Genomic DNA, 13,880 nt, shown 5'->3' on the forward strand with positions numbered 1-13,880 from the left:
GCGGCCGGACCCGGGCTTGCGCCCGGGGCGGCTCAGTGCGACACGGACTTCGAGAAGACGTTCATGACCACCACGCCGGCGATGATCAGGCCGATGCCGATCAGCGCGGGGGTGTCCAGGTGCTGCTTGAAGACCAGCGCGCCGACGATGGAGATCAGCACGATGCCCACGCCCGACCAGATGGCGTAGGCGATGCCGACCGGCACCTCGCGCAGCGTCAGCGACAGGAAATAGAACGAGATCATGTAGCCGAACACCGTCACCACCGACGGCAGCAGGCGCGAAAAGCCGTCGGAGCTTTTCAGGGCGCTGGTGGCGAAGATCTCGGCGATGATGGCGATGCCCAGGTAGAGCCACTTCATTTGCGCGGTCCTTCGGATTGGCGCAGCAGCACCAGCAGGGCGCCAGCGCCGCCTTCGCGTTCGGGCGCCTCGGAAAACGCCAGGACTTCGGTCTTCTGCACCAGCCAGGTGCGGGCCTTGTCCTTGAGCACCGGCTCCAGCCCTTCGGAGCCATAGCCCTTGCCGTGCACGATGCGCACGCAGCGGATGCCGTGTTCCTGGCACTCGTCCAGGAACGACAGCATGGCGTGGCGCGCCTGTTCCACGCGCAGGCCATGCAGGTCGAGTTCGGCGCCGGCGCGCCACTGGCCGCGGCGCAGGTTGCGCGCGGTGTCGGGCGCGGCATCGCTGCGCACGAAGGCGGTGCCGCCTTCGGACAGCAGGTGCGTGATTTCGCCGCCGTCCGAGACGCCAACGTCCGCGCGCGGGGACGTTTCGCCCAGCGCGTTGGCGCGGCGTAGGGCCGGGGCCGGCTGCGGCGCCGGCTTGTGCTCGGCGCGCGCGACCTGCCTGATCGGCTTGACCGTCTGCATGGTGCGGCGGAACGCGGCCATGTCGTCGGCCGGATCGGTGTCCGCGCCGGGCGCCGGCGCGGTCTTCTTCAGCGCCGCCACCCGCTGGGCGAGGGCGGCGCGCTCTTGCTCGGCCTGCAGGTCTTTCTTGAGGCGTTTCAGGTCGGCCGCGCCGACCTTATTGCCCCGCATTCTCCAGCCACCGTTGTGCGTCCAGGGCGGCCATGCAGCCCGTGCCGGCGCTGGTGATGGCCTGGCGGTAGACGTGGTCCTGCACGTCGCCGGCGGCGAACACGCCCGGGACCGAGGTCATGGTGGCCATGCCGGACAGGCCGCTCTTGGTGACGATGTAGCCGTCCTTCATCTCGAGCTGGCCCTTGAAGATGTCGGTATTGGGCTGGTGGCCGATGGCGATGAAGGCGCCGGTGGCCTTCAGGTCTTCGGTGGCGCCGGTGTCGACGTGGCGCACGCGCACGCCGGTGACGCCGCTGTCGTCGCCCAGCACTTCTTCCAGCGTATGGAACACCTTCAGTTCCATGTTGCCGTTCTCGACCTTGCTCATCAGCTTGTCGACCAGGATCGGCTCGGCGCGGAACTTGTCGCGGCGGTGGATCAGGGTGACCTTGCGGCAGATGTTGGACAGGTACAGGGCTTCCTCGACGGCGGTGTTGCCGCCGCCGACCACGACCACGTCCTGGTTGCGGTAGAAGAAACCGTCGCAGGTGGCGCAGCCGGACACGCCACGGCCCATGAAGGCCTCTTCCGAAGGCAGGCCCAGGTACTTGGCCGAGGCGCCGGTGGCGATGATCAGGGCGTCGCAGGTGTAGACCTTGCCGGTGTCGCCGGTTAGGGTGAACGGAGGCTTGGACAGGTCGACCTTGGCGATGTGGTCGAACAGCATTTCGGTGTTGAAGCGCTCGGCGTGCTTCTGGAAGCGCTGCATCAGGTCAGGACCCTGCACGCCGTCGGCGTCGGCCGGCCAGTTGTCGACGTCCGTGGTGGTCATCAGCTGGCCACCTTGGGCCAAACCTGTAACAAGGACGGGGCTCAGATTGGCGCGTGCCGCATAGACGGCCGCCGTGTAACCGGCAGGGCCGGATCCGAGTATCAAAACTTTAGCGTGCGTAGGCGTGGACATGGGCGGGTATCTTTAGGTTAACGCCCAATTATAATGAGCCGCATGCCGCGTATCTCGACTGCTTCTCCGCGCGCTTCGCGCAACACCCGCAACGGGCCCTCGCCGCTGCAGACGCGTATTTCCGCGTTGCTGCGCGAGGCCCGCTGGATCCTCTTCGCCGCCCTGGCCGCCTGGCTCACCCTGGTGCTGGCCACCTGGAGCGCCGCCGACCCGGGCTGGTCCCATTCCGTCCCCGCCGGGACCATCCATAATAGGGGCGGAACCCTCGGCGCCTACCTGGCGGACATCCTGCTGTACCTGTTCGGTTTCTCCGCCTGGTGGTGGGTCATCCTGCTGCTGCACCGGGTGCGGGCGGGTTACCGCCGCCTTGCCAGCCATCTTCGCGTTACCAATGGTAAGCAGCCGGAAGTGTTGCCGCGCGTCCACTGGGAAGAGGGCATCGGCTTCTTCCTGCTGCTGATCGGCTCGCTGGGCATGGAAGCCCTGCGCCTGGCCAGCCGCGGCACCCACCTGCCGGGCGCCTCGGAAAGCGCCAGCGGCGCCGGCGGCGTCATCGGCCACACCCTGGCCGACCTGATGGGCCGCAGCATCGGTTTCACCGGCAGCACGCTGGCCTTCCTGGTGATGCTGGCGATCGGTCTTAGCCTGTTTTTCTCGTTCTCGTGGCTGACCGTGGCCGAGCGCGTCGGCTCCTGGCTCGAAGGCCTGGTGCGCCGCATGCGCAATTCCTACGCCGCGCGCGAAGACCGCAAGGTCGGCGAAGTGGCCAAGGCCGTGCGTACCGAGCAGGTGGTGGCCAAGCAGGAAAAGCTGGTGCATGAACAGCCGGTGCGCATCGAGCCGGCGATCACCGTGGTGCCCAAGTCCGAACGCGTCGAAAAGGAAAAGCAGCAGTCGCTGTTCTTCGCGCCGCCGCCGGGCGGCGAGGGCGACCTGCCGGCCATCAGCCTGCTGGATCCGCCGGTGGCCAACCAGGAAACCGTGTCGGCCGAGACCATCGAATTCACCTCGCGCCTGATCGAAAAGAAGCTGGCCGACTTCGGCGTGTCCGTCACCGTGGTGGCGGCGCAGGCCGGTCCGGTCATCACGCGTTACGAAATCGAGCCGGCCACCGGCGTCAAGGGCAGCCAGATCGTCAACCTGGCCAAGGACCTGGCGCGGGCGCTCAGCCTGGTCAGCATCCGGGTGGTGGAAACCATTCCCGGCAAGAACCTGATGGGCCTGGAACTGCCCAACCCGCGTCGCCAGATGGTCAAGCTGTCCGAGATCCTGGGCTCGCAGACCTATCACGCCAGCCATTCGGTCGTGACCATGGCGCTGGGCAAGGATATCGCCGGCAATCCGGTGGTGGCCGACCTGGCCAAGATGCCGCACCTGCTGGTGGCGGGCACGACCGGGTCGGGCAAGTCGGTCGGGATCAATGCCATGATCCTGTCGCTGCTGTACAAGGCCGACGCCTCGCACACCCGCCTGATCCTGATCGACCCGAAGATGCTCGAAATGAGCGTCTACGAAGGCATCCCGCACCTGCTGGCGCCGGTGGTCACGGACATGCGCCATGCCGCCAACGCGCTGAACTGGTGCGTGGGCGAAATGGAGAAGCGCTACCGCCTGATGAGCAAGATGGGCGTGCGCAACCTGGCTGGCTACAACACCAAGATCCGCGACGCCATCAAGCGCGAGGAACCGATCCCGAATCCGTTCTCGCTGACGCCGGACCAGCCCGAGCCCCTGACGCCGCTGCCGACGATCGTGGTGGTGATCGACGAGCTGGCCGACCTGATGATGGTGGTGGGCAAGAAGATCGAAGAGCTGATCGCCCGCCTGGCGCAGAAGGCGCGCGCGGCCGGCATCCACCTGATCCTGGCGACGCAGCGACCCAGCGTCGACGTCATCACCGGCCTGATCAAGGCCAACATCCCGACCCGCATCGCGTTCCAGGTGTCGTCCAAGATCGACTCGCGCACCATTCTCGACCAGATGGGCGCCGAGACCCTGCTGGGCCAGGGCGACATGCTCTACATGCCGCCGGGCACCGGCCTGCCGGTGCGCGTGCACGGCGCCTTCGTGGGCGACGATGAGGTCCACCGCGTGGTCGAAAGCCTGAAGGCGCAAGGCGAGCCGAACTACATCGAAGGCCTGCTGGAAGGCGGCCTGGATGGCGACAGCGGCGAAGGCGCCAGCAGCGTCACCGGCATCGGCGGCGACGCCGAGTCGGACCCGATGTACGACCAGGCCTGCGAGGTGGTGCTCAAGCATCGCCGCGCCTCGATTTCGCTGGTGCAGCGCCACCTGCGCATTGGTTACAACCGTGCGGCGCGGTTACTGGAACAGATGGAGCAATCGGGTATCGTTTCGGCGATGCAGTCCAATGGCAACCGGGAGATCCTGGTGCCCGCCGCCGCTCGAGAGGAAGCATGATGAAGACGTTTCGCGGCCTGGCCGCCGCCCTGGCATTTTGCGTGGCCCCCGCGTTGGCGCCGGCTTCGGCCATGGCCGCCACGGCGCAGGAGCAGTTGCGCGCGTTCGTGAACACGGTGACGGCGGCGACGGGGTCGTTTTCGCAGTACACCGTGAATCCGCAGGGGCGCACGCAGCCGGCGCAGACGGGCGTGTTTTCGTTCCAGCGGCCGGGCAAGTTCAAGTGGGCGGTGCAGAAGCCTTATGAACAGCTGGTGATTTCCGATGGGCGGCAGGTGTTCCAGTTCGATCCGGATCTGGCACAGGTGACCGAGCGCAAGGTGGATGCGGCGATCGGGACGTCGCCGGCGGCGATCCTGTTCGGGTCGGGGTCGCTGGAGCAGTCGTTCGATGTGTCGGCGCTGCCTTCCAAGGATGGCGTCGACTGGCTGCGGGCGAAGCCGCGGACGGCGGATGCGGGGTTCTCCCGGGTGGATATCGGGATGAAGGACAATTTGCCGGTGCGGGTGGAGTTGCTCGATTCTTTCGGGCAGACGACGCGGGTGGATCTTTCCGGGATCGTTCCCAATCCCAAGCTGGGGGAGGGGGAGTTTCGGTTTGTGGCGCCTAAGGGCGTGGATGTGGTCAAGATGTAGGTGGGCGGCGGGGCTTGCTTCGTAGGCCGCCCGTCACGGGGCGCGCAGGCGGTGAGCGCGCCAACGATTGCGGTCCGAAGCGTTCGCTCCGGACTTGCCTAGGCGGCCCCCCCTTCCTCATCTTCGTCCAGGCCTTTGGCCTTCCCTTCAGATTCCGTCGGGCGCATCGACGGCGCGCTCACCGCCTGCGCGCCCCGCGCCGGGCTACCGGTTTCGAGATTTGTGGCGCTGCTAGGCCTAGGGGGCATGTGAGAGGTTTGCGTCGCCCGCCGGAATCGGCCGCGCGGGCGGCCGATTCCGGCATACGTGATGTCTTGCGGCGGGGCGGGGGGCGCTGCGCGCTGATGAAGCGGTTCGCTGGAACCGCTTTTTTTCGCCTGACGATTTGATGGTGCGTGGGGGCCCGTTGCGAATTACGGGCGCTTATACGCCACGCAGTCGATTTCCACCTTTGCATCCACCATCAGCGGCGACTGCACGCAGGCGCGGGCCGGGGGATTTGCGCCGAAGTATTCCTTGAAGACTTTGTTGAACGAGGGGAAGTCGCGGGCGTCGTCGAGCCAGACGCCGCAGCGCACGACGTGTTCGGGGCCGTAGCCGGCTTCCTTGAGGATGGCGAGGACTTGCTGGATGGCCTTGTGGGATTGGGCCACGGTGCCGCCTTCGATGACTTCGCCGTTTTCCATGGGGACCTGGCCCGAGACGTAGAGCCAGCCGTCGGCGGCGACGGCGCGGGCGAAGGGCATGTGGGAGCCGCCTTGGCCGGTGCCGCCGGCGACGCCGTAGCGGGTGATGCCGTTGTTGTCGGCGGTGGGGGTGGTGCTCATGTCAGGGCTCCTGAAGGGCGGGGGTTGAGGCGGCGAAGCTGGCGCGCAGGTCGCCGTTGCGGGGCAGCCAGCGGCCGGCGCGGTCGCCGGTGGGTTGGCCGTGGCGGTAGGACAGGACGCCGTTGACCCAGACGGCCTCGATGCCGGCGGCGGTCTGGACCGGGGCGGCGAAGGTGGCGCGGTCGATGACGGTGGCGGGGTCGAACAGCACCAGGTCGGCGTGGAAGCCTTCGCGCACCAGGCCGCGTTCGGCCAGGCCGAAGCGGGCGGCGGACAGGCCGGTCATCTTGTGGACGGCTTCGGGCAGCGGGAACAGGCCGACGTCGCGGCTGTAGTGGCCCAGCACGCGCGGGAAGGCGCCCCACAGGCGCGGGTGCGGCATGGGGTCGTTGGGCAGGCCGTCGGAGCCGACCATGGTGAGCCGGTTCGACAGCACGCGGCGCACGTCGTCTTCGTGCATGTTGTGATAGACCGCGCCGGCCGGTTGCAGGCGCCTGGCGGCGTCGAGCAGGGACACGTTCCAGTCGGCGGCGATGGCGGACAGTTTGCGGCGGGCCTGTTCGGGGTGCGGCACCGACCAAGTGATGTCGATGTCGAATTCGTCGGTGACCTGCTTGAGGTCGAGGGTGGACGAGCTGGCCGAGTACGGGTAGCAGTCGCAGCCCACGTGCTGCATGCGGCCGGCGTTCTCCAGTTTGAACAGCACTTCCTTGGTGCGGCCCCAGTTGCCGGCGCCGGCGCACTTCAGGTGCGACACCACCACCGGCACGCGGGCGTGCAGGGCGATGTCGAAGGCTTCCTGCATGGCTTCCAGGATGGCGGCGAATTCCGAGCGCAGGTGGGTGGTGTAGAGCGCGCCGAATTCGTCCAGGACTTCGGCCAGCAACTTGACCTCGGCGGTGTCGGCTTCGATTGCCGAGCCGTAGGCCAGGCCGGTGCTCAGGCCGATGGCGCCGTGGGCCAGGGCTTCGCGCAGTTGCTCGCGCATGGCCATCACTTCGTCGCGCGTGGCGCTGCGGTCGAGGCGGTCCATGTGGTTGTTGCGCAGGGCGGTGTGGCCGACCAGCGCGGCGACGTTGACGGCGGGATGCGCGGCCTCGATGGCGCGGGTGTAGTCGGCGAAGGTCGGGTAGGCGAAGTCGTCGCGCTGGCCCAGCAGGTTCATCGGGTCGGGCGGTTCGCCGCGCAGCGATACCGGCGAGGCGCTGATGCCGCAGTTGCCCACCACCACCGTGGTCACGCCCTGCGACAGCTTGGGCAGCATGCCGGGGGTGCGGATGACGTTGGTGTCGTCGTGGGTGTGGACGTCGATGAAGCCGGGCGCGAGCGCCAGGCCGGCGCCGTTGATGATCTGCCCCGCCGGCTGGCCGGACAGGTCGCCGATGGCCGCGATGCGGCCGCCGGACAGCGCGACGTCGGCGATGTATTCGGCGCCGCCCGAGCCGTCGAGCACGCGGACATTGCCGATGAGGGTGTCGTACATCTTGGTTTCCAGGTTCAGTCGCCCAGCGGCAGCCGGTTGGGGCCGCCGCGGTGTTCGTCCAGCGCCAGCTTGATGCGGCGCAGGCGTTCGCGGTTCTCTTCTTGGTTCAGCATCGCCAGCTCGGTCGACAGCAGGTCGATCGCCAGCATCATGGCGTAGCGCGAGGCCGAGGGCTTGTAGATGAAGTCGGTCTCGTCGGTGCGGATCGGCAGCACCACGTCGGCCAGTTTGGCCAGTTCCGAGGTCGCGTCGGTGACCGCGACGATGCGGGCGCGGTACTGCTTGACGATGCGGGCCGCGCCGACGATTTCCGGCGTCAGGCCGGAGGCCGACAGGATCACCACCGCGTCGCGCTCGTCGAGCGTGGCGGCCACCATGCGCAGCAGCACGGCGTCGCTGTAGACCGCGATCGGGTAGCCCAGGCGCACCAGGCGCGACTGCACTTCCTGCGCCAGCACGGCGGACGCGCCGCCCATGCCGAATACGTAGACCATGCGGGCGCCGTCGACGATGCCGGCGGCCGCTTCAAAAAGCGGCTCGGTGAAGGTCGGCAGGTGGGCGCGCAGGGTGCTTTCGATGTCGGCGTAGATGCGCGCGTAGAACGTGCTTTCCTCGGCCGGGGTGCTCTGGTCCAGGAAGCGGCTGCCCACGGTGCTGGCCTGGGCCAGCTTCATCTTCAGGTCGCGGGTGTCGTCGCAGCCCACGGTGCGGGCAAAGCGCGAGATGGTGGCGATGCTGACGCCGGCCTTGGCCGCCAGCTGGTCCACGGTGGCGCTGGCGCTCCAGATGATGTTGTCCAGGATGGCGTCGGCGACCTTGCGCTCGGTCACGCTCAGGTCGTCCCGGCGGCTGCGTATCTGGAAGACGATGTCGCGGATGATGTTCATGTGGTGTTCCTGGGTCAATGCGGGCGAGGCGCTACGCGGCCAGTTCGGGATCGCCGAGGCGCGAACAGGCGGCGAAATGGCCCGGGCCGACGTTGACGTCGCGCGCCTCGGTCGAGGCGCAGGCCTCGATGGCGTGCGGGCAGCGGGTGCGGAAGACGCAACCCGACGGCGGGTTGACCGGGCTGGGGATGTCGCCCTTGAGCAGGATACGCGAACGCGGCGCGCGCGGATCCGGCACCGGCGCGGCCGACAGCAGCGCGCGGGTGTACGGATGGCGCGGCCGCGCGTAGACCTCGCTGGTCGGACCGCGTTCCATGACGCGGCCCAGGTACATCACCACCACTTCGTCGCACAGGTAGTCGACCACCGCCAGGTCGTGCGCCACGAACAGCATGGTCAGGCCCAGGTCGCGCTGCAGGTCCTGCAGCAGGTTCAGCACCTGCGCCTGCACCGACACGTCCAGCGCCGACACCGGTTCGTCGGCCACGATGAAGTCCGGCTCCACCGCCAGGGCGCGGGCGATGCCGATGCGCTGGCGCTGGCCGCCGGAGAATTCGTGCGGATAGCGGCGGCTGTGGTCGGCGTTCAGGCCGACGCGCTCGAGCAGTTCGCCGATGCGGGCGGCGCGGCGGTGCTGCGCGAGTTTATGGGTGTCGAGCGCCTCGCCCAGGATCTCTGCCACCGTCATGCGCGGGTTGAGGCTGGCGTAGGGATCCTGGAACACGATCTGCATGCGGCGGCGCCACGGCAGCATCTGCTGTTCGTTCAGCTTGGTCAGGTCCTGGCCGTCGAACAGCAGGCGGCCGGCGGTGGGCGCGAACAGGCGCAGCAGGGCGCGGCCGGTGGTGGTCTTGCCCGAGCCGGACTCGCCCACCAGGCCGACGATGGTGTTGCGCGGCACGTCGAAGCTGACGCCGTCGACCGCCCGCACCACCGGCGCGTTGCGCGCCTGCGAGGTGGGGAAGTGGACCTTCAGGTCCTCGATGCGCACCAGCGGTTCGGCGGCGCGCGCGGGTTGGGGGCTTGCGGTCATAGCGGGGTCACCTTGATGCAGCGGGCGCGGTGCTGGTCCTGCACCGCCACCAGTTCGGGCACGTCGCGGCGGCACGCGTCGTCGGCCAGCGCGCAGCGCGGCGCGAAGGTGCAGCCGGCGGGCAGCGACAGCACGCTCGGCACGTTGCCGGGGATGGCGCGCAGGCGCTCGCCCGAGGCCAGCAGCGCGGCGGTCGGCAGACAGGACAGCAGGCCGCGGGTGTACGGATGGGTGGGCTTCTCGAACAGGTCATAGACGCCGGCGTCCTCGACCACGCGGCCGGCGTACATCACCGCGACGCGATGCGCGATCTCGGCCACCACGCCCAGGTTGTGGGTGATGAACAGGATGCTCATGTTCATCTCGGCCTGCAGCCGGCGCAGCAGGTCCAGGATCTGGGCCTGCACCGTCACGTCCAGCGCGGTGGTGGGTTCGTCGGCGATCAGCACGGCGGGGTTGCAGGCCAGCGCCAGGGCGATCATGACGCGCTGGCGCATGCCGCCCGACATCTGGTGCGGATATTCGTTGACGCGCCGGTCGGCCGCGGGGATCTCGACGCGGTCGAGCATGTCGCGGGCGCGCTTCATGGCCGCCGCGTGCGAGCCGCCCTCGTGCTGCAGCACGGCCTCGGCGATCTGGTCGCCCACCGTGTACAGCGGGTTCAGGCTGGTCATCGGCTCCTGGAAGATCATGGCGATCTCGGCGCCGCGGATGCGGCGCAGCGTGGCGGGCGAGGCGTGGGCCAGGTCGTGTTCCTGCCCGCGGCGGTCGCGGAAGCGGATCTTGCCCGCTTCGATGCGGCCGGCCGGCTTGGGCAGCAGGCCCATGATGGACAGGCTGGTGACCGATTTTCCGGAGCCGGATTCGCCGACGATGGCCAGCGTCTCGCCGCGGGCCAGGTCGAAGGTGACGCCGTCCACCGATTTGGCGATGCCGTCGCGGCTGTGGAACCAGGTCTTCAGGCCTTCCACCGACAGCACGATGTCTCGGGTGCTTGCGGTCATGATTACAGCTCCTTGCGCAGGCGCGGATCGAGCACGTCGCGCAGGCCGTCGCCGACCAGTTGCAGCGACAGCACCGACAGGACGATGGCGATGCCGGGGAAGATCATGATCCAGTCGGCCGAGCCCATGTACTGCTGGCCGGCGTTGATCATGGTGCCCCAGGTGGGAATGTCGGGCGAGACGCCCACGCCCAGGAACGACAGGCCGGCTTCGGCCAGGATCGCGTAGGCGAAGATGAAGGTGCCTTGCACCAGGATCGGCGACAGCAGGTTGCGCAGCACGTGCACGGTGACGATGCGCCAGGTCGACACGCCCAGCGCGCGGGCGGCCTCGACGAACGGCAGCTCGCGGATCACCAGGGTCGAGGCGCGCACGATGCGGGCCAGGCGCGGCGTGTAGACGATGCCCAGCGCGATCACCACGTTCACCAGCGATGGGCCCAGCGCGGCCACCAGCGAGATCGCCAGCAGGATGTCGGGAAAGGCCATCATGGCGTCGATCAGGCGCGACACGAACTTGTCGGCCGAGCGGAAGAAGCCGGCGATCAGCCCCAGCGCGATGCCCAGCACGCTGGACAGGATCACCACCGAGAAGCCCACCATCAGCGACAGCCGGCCGCCGTAGATGACGCGGCTGAACACGTCGCGGCCGAAGTCGTCGGTGCCGAACCAGTGCACGGCGCCGGGCGCCTTGAGCCGGTTCATGATGGAGAGCTTGAACGGGTCGTAGGGGCTGACCCACGGCGCCAGCAGCGCCGCGGCCACCAGCACGACCAGCACGATCAGGCTGATCAGCACGGTCTTGCGGGCCACCAGCAGGCGCAACACCTGCCAGCGGTCGGCGCCGGCGTTAACTGTAGTTGGAGTCGTCATGTCAGTGGCTTCAGTAACGGACGCGCGGATCGACAAGCAGGTACAGCAGGTCGATGAACAGATTGATCAGCACGTAGATGGCCGCGATGATGAGCAGCGCACCCTGGATGACGGGATAGTCGCGGCGCAGCACGGCCGACACCACCAGGCTGCCCACGCCGGGCAGGCCGAACACGGTCTCGGTCACCACGGCGCCGCTGATCAACAGGGCGGTGGTCAGGCCCAGCACCGTCAGGATCGGGATCAGCGCGTTGCGCACGGCGTGCTTCAGGATCACGCGGGTTTCCGTCAGGCCCTTGGCGCGGGCGGTGCGCACGTAGTCGTCGCGCAGCACGTCCAGCATGCTGGCGCGGATGAAGCGGGTGATCAGCGCCGAGTTCACCAGCCCCAGCACCACCGCCGGCAGCACCAGGTGCGACAGGCGCGTGGCGAACGAGGCGTCGGGGCCGCCATAGCCCGACACCGGCAGCCAGCCCAGCTTGACCGAGAACAGCTGCATCAGCAGCAGGCCCAGCCAGAAGCTCGGCACGCTGGAGGTGAACATCGAGAACGACAGCACCGACTGGTCCAGCGTGGTGCCGCGCTTGACCGCCGACAGGATGCCCACCGGCAGCGCGATGAGCGTGGCGATGAACAGCGACATCAGCGTCAGCAGCAGGGTCGGCTCGGCCCGGTCGGCCAGCGCCGCCAGCACCGGCTTGTTCATGAAGATGGATTGGCCCAGGTCGCCCTGCACCAGCTTGCCCAGCCACGACACGTATTGCACGGGCAGGGGGCGGTCCAGCCCCAGCTGGTGTTCCAGCGCGGCGATGTCGGCCTGGCTGGCCTGGGGGCCGAGCATCACGGCGGCGGGGTTGCCGGGCGTGACGCGGATGATGACGAACACGATGGTCGCGACGATGAACATCACGGCCACCAGCCCGACCAGCCGGTTCAAGAGATAACGCAACACAGTGGCATCCTAAAAATCGGCGCGCCGACGCGGGCGCTGGGATTGCCGCGGGGCAGGCCGGCTCGGCCCGCCCCGTGGCGCGGCTTACTTCGGCGCCTTCCAGGCGTTCCAGAAGAACGGCCACGGCGCCGGCTTGACGCCTTGCAGCGACGGCGAGCGGGCCGCCTGGGCATTGAAGTCGCCGACCTTCACGAACGGCACTTCGTCATACACGGCCTGCTGCACGTCGGCCCAGCGCTTGACGCGTTCTTCCTGGGTGCGGGCCTGGTTGAAGGCATCCATCACCTGCGCGCGGCGCGGCGTGTCCCACCAGCCCGGCGCGTCCTTGGACGGGAAGTCGATCAGCGCGGGTTCGGGCAGGAACACGCTGTGCGTGATGAAGATGTCCCACACGGCCGGATCCTGGCGGCGCTGCGTCAGCGTGGCCCAGTCCACCACCTGCATGTCCACCGTGAAGCCGGCGGCCTTGAGGTATTCCGCGGCCACCAGCGCCATCTTGTAGTGGAACTCGTATTGCTGGCTGGTCAGGATGCGGATCTTCTTGTCGGCGACGTTGGCGCTGTCCAGCAGCTTCTTGGCCGCGGCGGCATCGCCCTTGTTGTAGACCTTGCCGCCCAGCGACGTGGCCCACGGGTAGCCTTCCGGATAGAGGTCGCCGTTGAGCTTGTAGAAGTCCTTGTTGCCGAAGGCGGCGTACAGCATGTCCTCTTCGTTCAGCGCCAGCTGCACGGCCTGGCGCACCGCCAGGTTGGACATGATGCCCTGCTTGGTGTTGAGCACCAGGCGCGGCCAGCCGAAGGGCTTGAGCATCACCGGGTCGGAGCGGCCGCCCTTGAGCTTGTCCAGCGCTTCCACCGGCAGCGAGTCGACGTAGTCGAACTGGCCGGCGGCGGCGGCTTCGGAACGGGTGTTGGCATTGCCGACCGGCACGAAGCGGATCTCGTCCAGGTATTGCTTGCGCGCGCCGCCGTAGCCGTCGGGCTCGCCTTCGCGCTGCTTGTAGCCGTCGAAGCGGGTCAGCTGGATGTACTGGTCCGGCACGCGCGCCTTGAGCTGGTAGGGGCCGGTGCCGACGATCTCGGTCAGCACCGGCGCGATCTTGCCTTTGGGCATGATCACGGCGGCGGCGTTGTTCATCGCCAGCAGCGCGGTCAGCGGCGCGTACGGCTGCTTGAGCGTGATGCGGATGGTGTTGGCGTCGGGCGCCTCGATGTTGGCGATGACCTTGGCGGCCATCTTGCCGCGCGTGGCGGTCTCGGTCCAGCGCTTGAGCGAGGCCAGCACGTCCGACGAATCCATCTTGGAGCCGTCATGGAAGGTGATGCCCTGGCGCAGCGCGATGGTGTAGACCAGGCCGTCCGGCGTCACCTCGGGCATCTTGTCGGCCAGCAGCGGCGTCAGGTTCCACTTGGCGTCGAAGGTGTACAGCGTCTCGAAGAAGTGCTGCGTCAGGATGCCGACCAGGTCGGCGGTGCTGGTCATCGGGTCGAGCGTCGGCGGCTCGCCGATGGTGGCGACGGAAATCGTGCCTCCCTTGACCGGCGTGGCACAGAGGGCGGGGGTCGACAATGCGGTCAAGCCAATTGCGCCGGCCGCGAGCAGGCTCTTCAGCCCACCGCCTCGCCGGGAGGTACGGAAGTTCATGATTCTCTCTCCAGAGGTTCAAAAACAGGTTGTCGCGTAATTCGGAAAAGGCGCCGGGTGCCCGAGTGCTGTCTTGCCCCCCCGGGGCGTGGGGCTTGTTCGTATCGCAAGGGAGCCGCGCGCGAGGCGCG

13 protein-coding genes are annotated in these 13,880 nt (G+C 68.1%); 2 read left to right on the top strand and 11 right to left on the bottom strand.

The window, feature by feature from the left end; all coding sequences use genetic code 11:
• Positions 1 to 32 precede the first annotated feature (32 nt).
• Genes AC1HFW_RS30960 through trxB form a run of 3 tightly spaced genes read right to left on the bottom strand, consistent with a single transcriptional unit; the run spans position 33 to position 1,991 of the window.
• Complete coding sequence (locus AC1HFW_RS30960) at positions 33 to 362, bottom strand: DMT family transporter (protein WP_061072288.1); 330 nt, start codon at positions 360 to 362, stop codon at positions 33 to 35.
• On the bottom strand, positions 359 to 1,045 hold the full coding sequence (locus tag AC1HFW_RS30965) for a Smr/MutS family protein (protein WP_006393251.1): 687 nt from the start codon (positions 1,043 to 1,045) through the stop codon (positions 359 to 361). Before AC1HFW_RS30965 ends, AC1HFW_RS30960 begins: the two co-directional genes overlap by 4 nt.
• Positions 1,032 to 1,991 (bottom strand): thioredoxin-disulfide reductase, encoded by a 960-nt coding sequence (trxB, locus tag AC1HFW_RS30970; protein WP_479286360.1) that lies wholly within the window; start codon positions 1,989 to 1,991, stop codon positions 1,032 to 1,034. Before trxB ends, AC1HFW_RS30965 begins: the two co-directional genes overlap by 14 nt.
• A gap of 42 nt (positions 1,992 to 2,033) precedes the next feature.
• Between trxB and AC1HFW_RS30975 the strand changes: the two genes are divergently transcribed.
• Together AC1HFW_RS30975 and lolA are read left to right on the top strand one after the other, a co-directional pair.
• Positions 2,034 to 4,412, top strand: coding sequence for a DNA translocase FtsK (locus AC1HFW_RS30975; RefSeq protein ID WP_104021606.1), 2,379 nt, complete (start codon positions 2,034 to 2,036; stop codon positions 4,410 to 4,412).
• Entirely contained in the window at positions 4,412 to 5,047 is a 636-nt protein-coding gene (gene lolA / locus AC1HFW_RS30980) for an outer membrane lipoprotein chaperone LolA (protein WP_061072284.1), read from the top strand. The genes AC1HFW_RS30975 and lolA overlap by 1 nt, the downstream gene beginning before the upstream one ends.
• Before the next feature lie 413 nt (positions 5,048 to 5,460).
• Here lolA and AC1HFW_RS30985 read toward each other — a convergent pair whose 3' ends face one another.
• The 8 genes from AC1HFW_RS30985 to AC1HFW_RS31020 form a co-directional block, all read right to left on the bottom strand.
• The gene (locus tag AC1HFW_RS30985; protein ID WP_006393255.1) at positions 5,461 to 5,874 is read right to left on the bottom strand and encodes a RidA family protein; all 414 of its coding nucleotides are present in this window, start codon (positions 5,872 to 5,874) and stop codon (positions 5,461 to 5,463) included.
• Between the two features lies 1 nt (position 5,875).
• Positions 5,876 to 7,357, bottom strand: coding sequence for an N-acyl-D-amino-acid deacylase family protein (locus AC1HFW_RS30990; protein ID WP_479286362.1), 1,482 nt, complete (start codon positions 7,355 to 7,357; stop codon positions 5,876 to 5,878).
• A gap of 14 nt (positions 7,358 to 7,371) precedes the next feature.
• The gene (locus AC1HFW_RS30995; protein WP_006393257.1) at positions 7,372 to 8,244 is read right to left on the bottom strand and encodes a MurR/RpiR family transcriptional regulator; all 873 of its coding nucleotides are present in this window, start codon (positions 8,242 to 8,244) and stop codon (positions 7,372 to 7,374) included.
• A gap of 31 nt (positions 8,245 to 8,275) precedes the next feature.
• Positions 8,276 to 9,277: an ABC transporter ATP-binding protein gene (locus AC1HFW_RS31000; RefSeq protein WP_061072281.1), complete on the bottom strand. Its 1,002-nt coding sequence runs from the start codon at positions 9,275 to 9,277 to the stop codon at positions 8,276 to 8,278.
• Positions 9,274 to 10,281 carry an ABC transporter ATP-binding protein gene (locus tag AC1HFW_RS31005; RefSeq protein WP_006393259.1) on the bottom strand — a complete coding sequence of 336 codons (1,008 nt, stop codon included), beginning with the start codon at positions 10,279 to 10,281 and terminating at the stop codon, positions 9,274 to 9,276. The genes AC1HFW_RS31000 and AC1HFW_RS31005 overlap by 4 nt, the downstream gene beginning before the upstream one ends.
• Positions 10,282 to 10,283: 2 nt before the next feature.
• Complete coding sequence (locus AC1HFW_RS31010) at positions 10,284 to 11,153, bottom strand: ABC transporter permease (RefSeq protein ID WP_035360039.1); 870 nt, start codon at positions 11,151 to 11,153, stop codon at positions 10,284 to 10,286.
• 10 nt (positions 11,154 to 11,163) lie between these two features.
• Positions 11,164 to 12,105, bottom strand: a complete 942-nt coding sequence (locus AC1HFW_RS31015) for an ABC transporter permease (RefSeq protein ID WP_006393261.1) — start codon at positions 12,103 to 12,105, stop codon at positions 11,164 to 11,166.
• Positions 12,106 to 12,189: 84 nt separating this feature from the next.
• Positions 12,190 to 13,749 carry an ABC transporter substrate-binding protein gene (locus AC1HFW_RS31020; RefSeq protein ID WP_479286364.1) on the bottom strand — a complete coding sequence of 520 codons (1,560 nt, stop codon included), beginning with the start codon at positions 13,747 to 13,749 and terminating at the stop codon, positions 12,190 to 12,192.
• Between the last annotated feature and the right edge of the window lie 131 nt (positions 13,750 to 13,880).

The organism is Achromobacter sp. ISS7, from assembly GCF_056523125.1.

Coding starts and splice junctions, on each gene's coding strand:
- AC1HFW_RS31005 (WP_006393259.1), bottom strand. CDS start 10,281: ATGACCGCAAGCACCCGAGACATCGTGCTGTCGGTGGAAGGCCTGAAG.
- AC1HFW_RS30985 (WP_006393255.1), bottom strand. CDS start 5,874: ATGAGCACCACCCCCACCGCCGACAACAACGGCATCACCCGCTACGGC.
- trxB (WP_479286360.1), bottom strand. CDS start 1,991: ATGTCCACGCCTACGCACGCTAAAGTTTTGATACTCGGATCCGGCCCT.
- AC1HFW_RS30975 (WP_104021606.1), top strand. CDS start 2,034: ATGCCGCGTATCTCGACTGCTTCTCCGCGCGCTTCGCGCAACACCCGC.
- AC1HFW_RS31020 (WP_479286364.1), bottom strand. CDS start 13,749: ATGAACTTCCGTACCTCCCGGCGAGGCGGTGGGCTGAAGAGCCTGCTC.
- AC1HFW_RS30995 (WP_006393257.1), bottom strand. CDS start 8,244: ATGAACATCATCCGCGACATCGTCTTCCAGATACGCAGCCGCCGGGAC.
- AC1HFW_RS31000 (WP_061072281.1), bottom strand. CDS start 9,277: ATGACCGCAAGCCCCCAACCCGCGCGCGCCGCCGAACCGCTGGTGCGC.
- AC1HFW_RS31010 (WP_035360039.1), bottom strand. CDS start 11,153: ATGACGACTCCAACTACAGTTAACGCCGGCGCCGACCGCTGGCAGGTG.
- AC1HFW_RS30960 (WP_061072288.1), bottom strand. CDS start 362: ATGAAGTGGCTCTACCTGGGCATCGCCATCATCGCCGAGATCTTCGCC.
- lolA (WP_061072284.1), top strand. CDS start 4,412: ATGAAGACGTTTCGCGGCCTGGCCGCCGCCCTGGCATTTTGCGTGGCC.
- AC1HFW_RS30965 (WP_006393251.1), bottom strand. CDS start 1,045: ATGCGGGGCAATAAGGTCGGCGCGGCCGACCTGAAACGCCTCAAGAAA.
- AC1HFW_RS30990 (WP_479286362.1), bottom strand. CDS start 7,357: ATGTACGACACCCTCATCGGCAATGTCCGCGTGCTCGACGGCTCGGGC.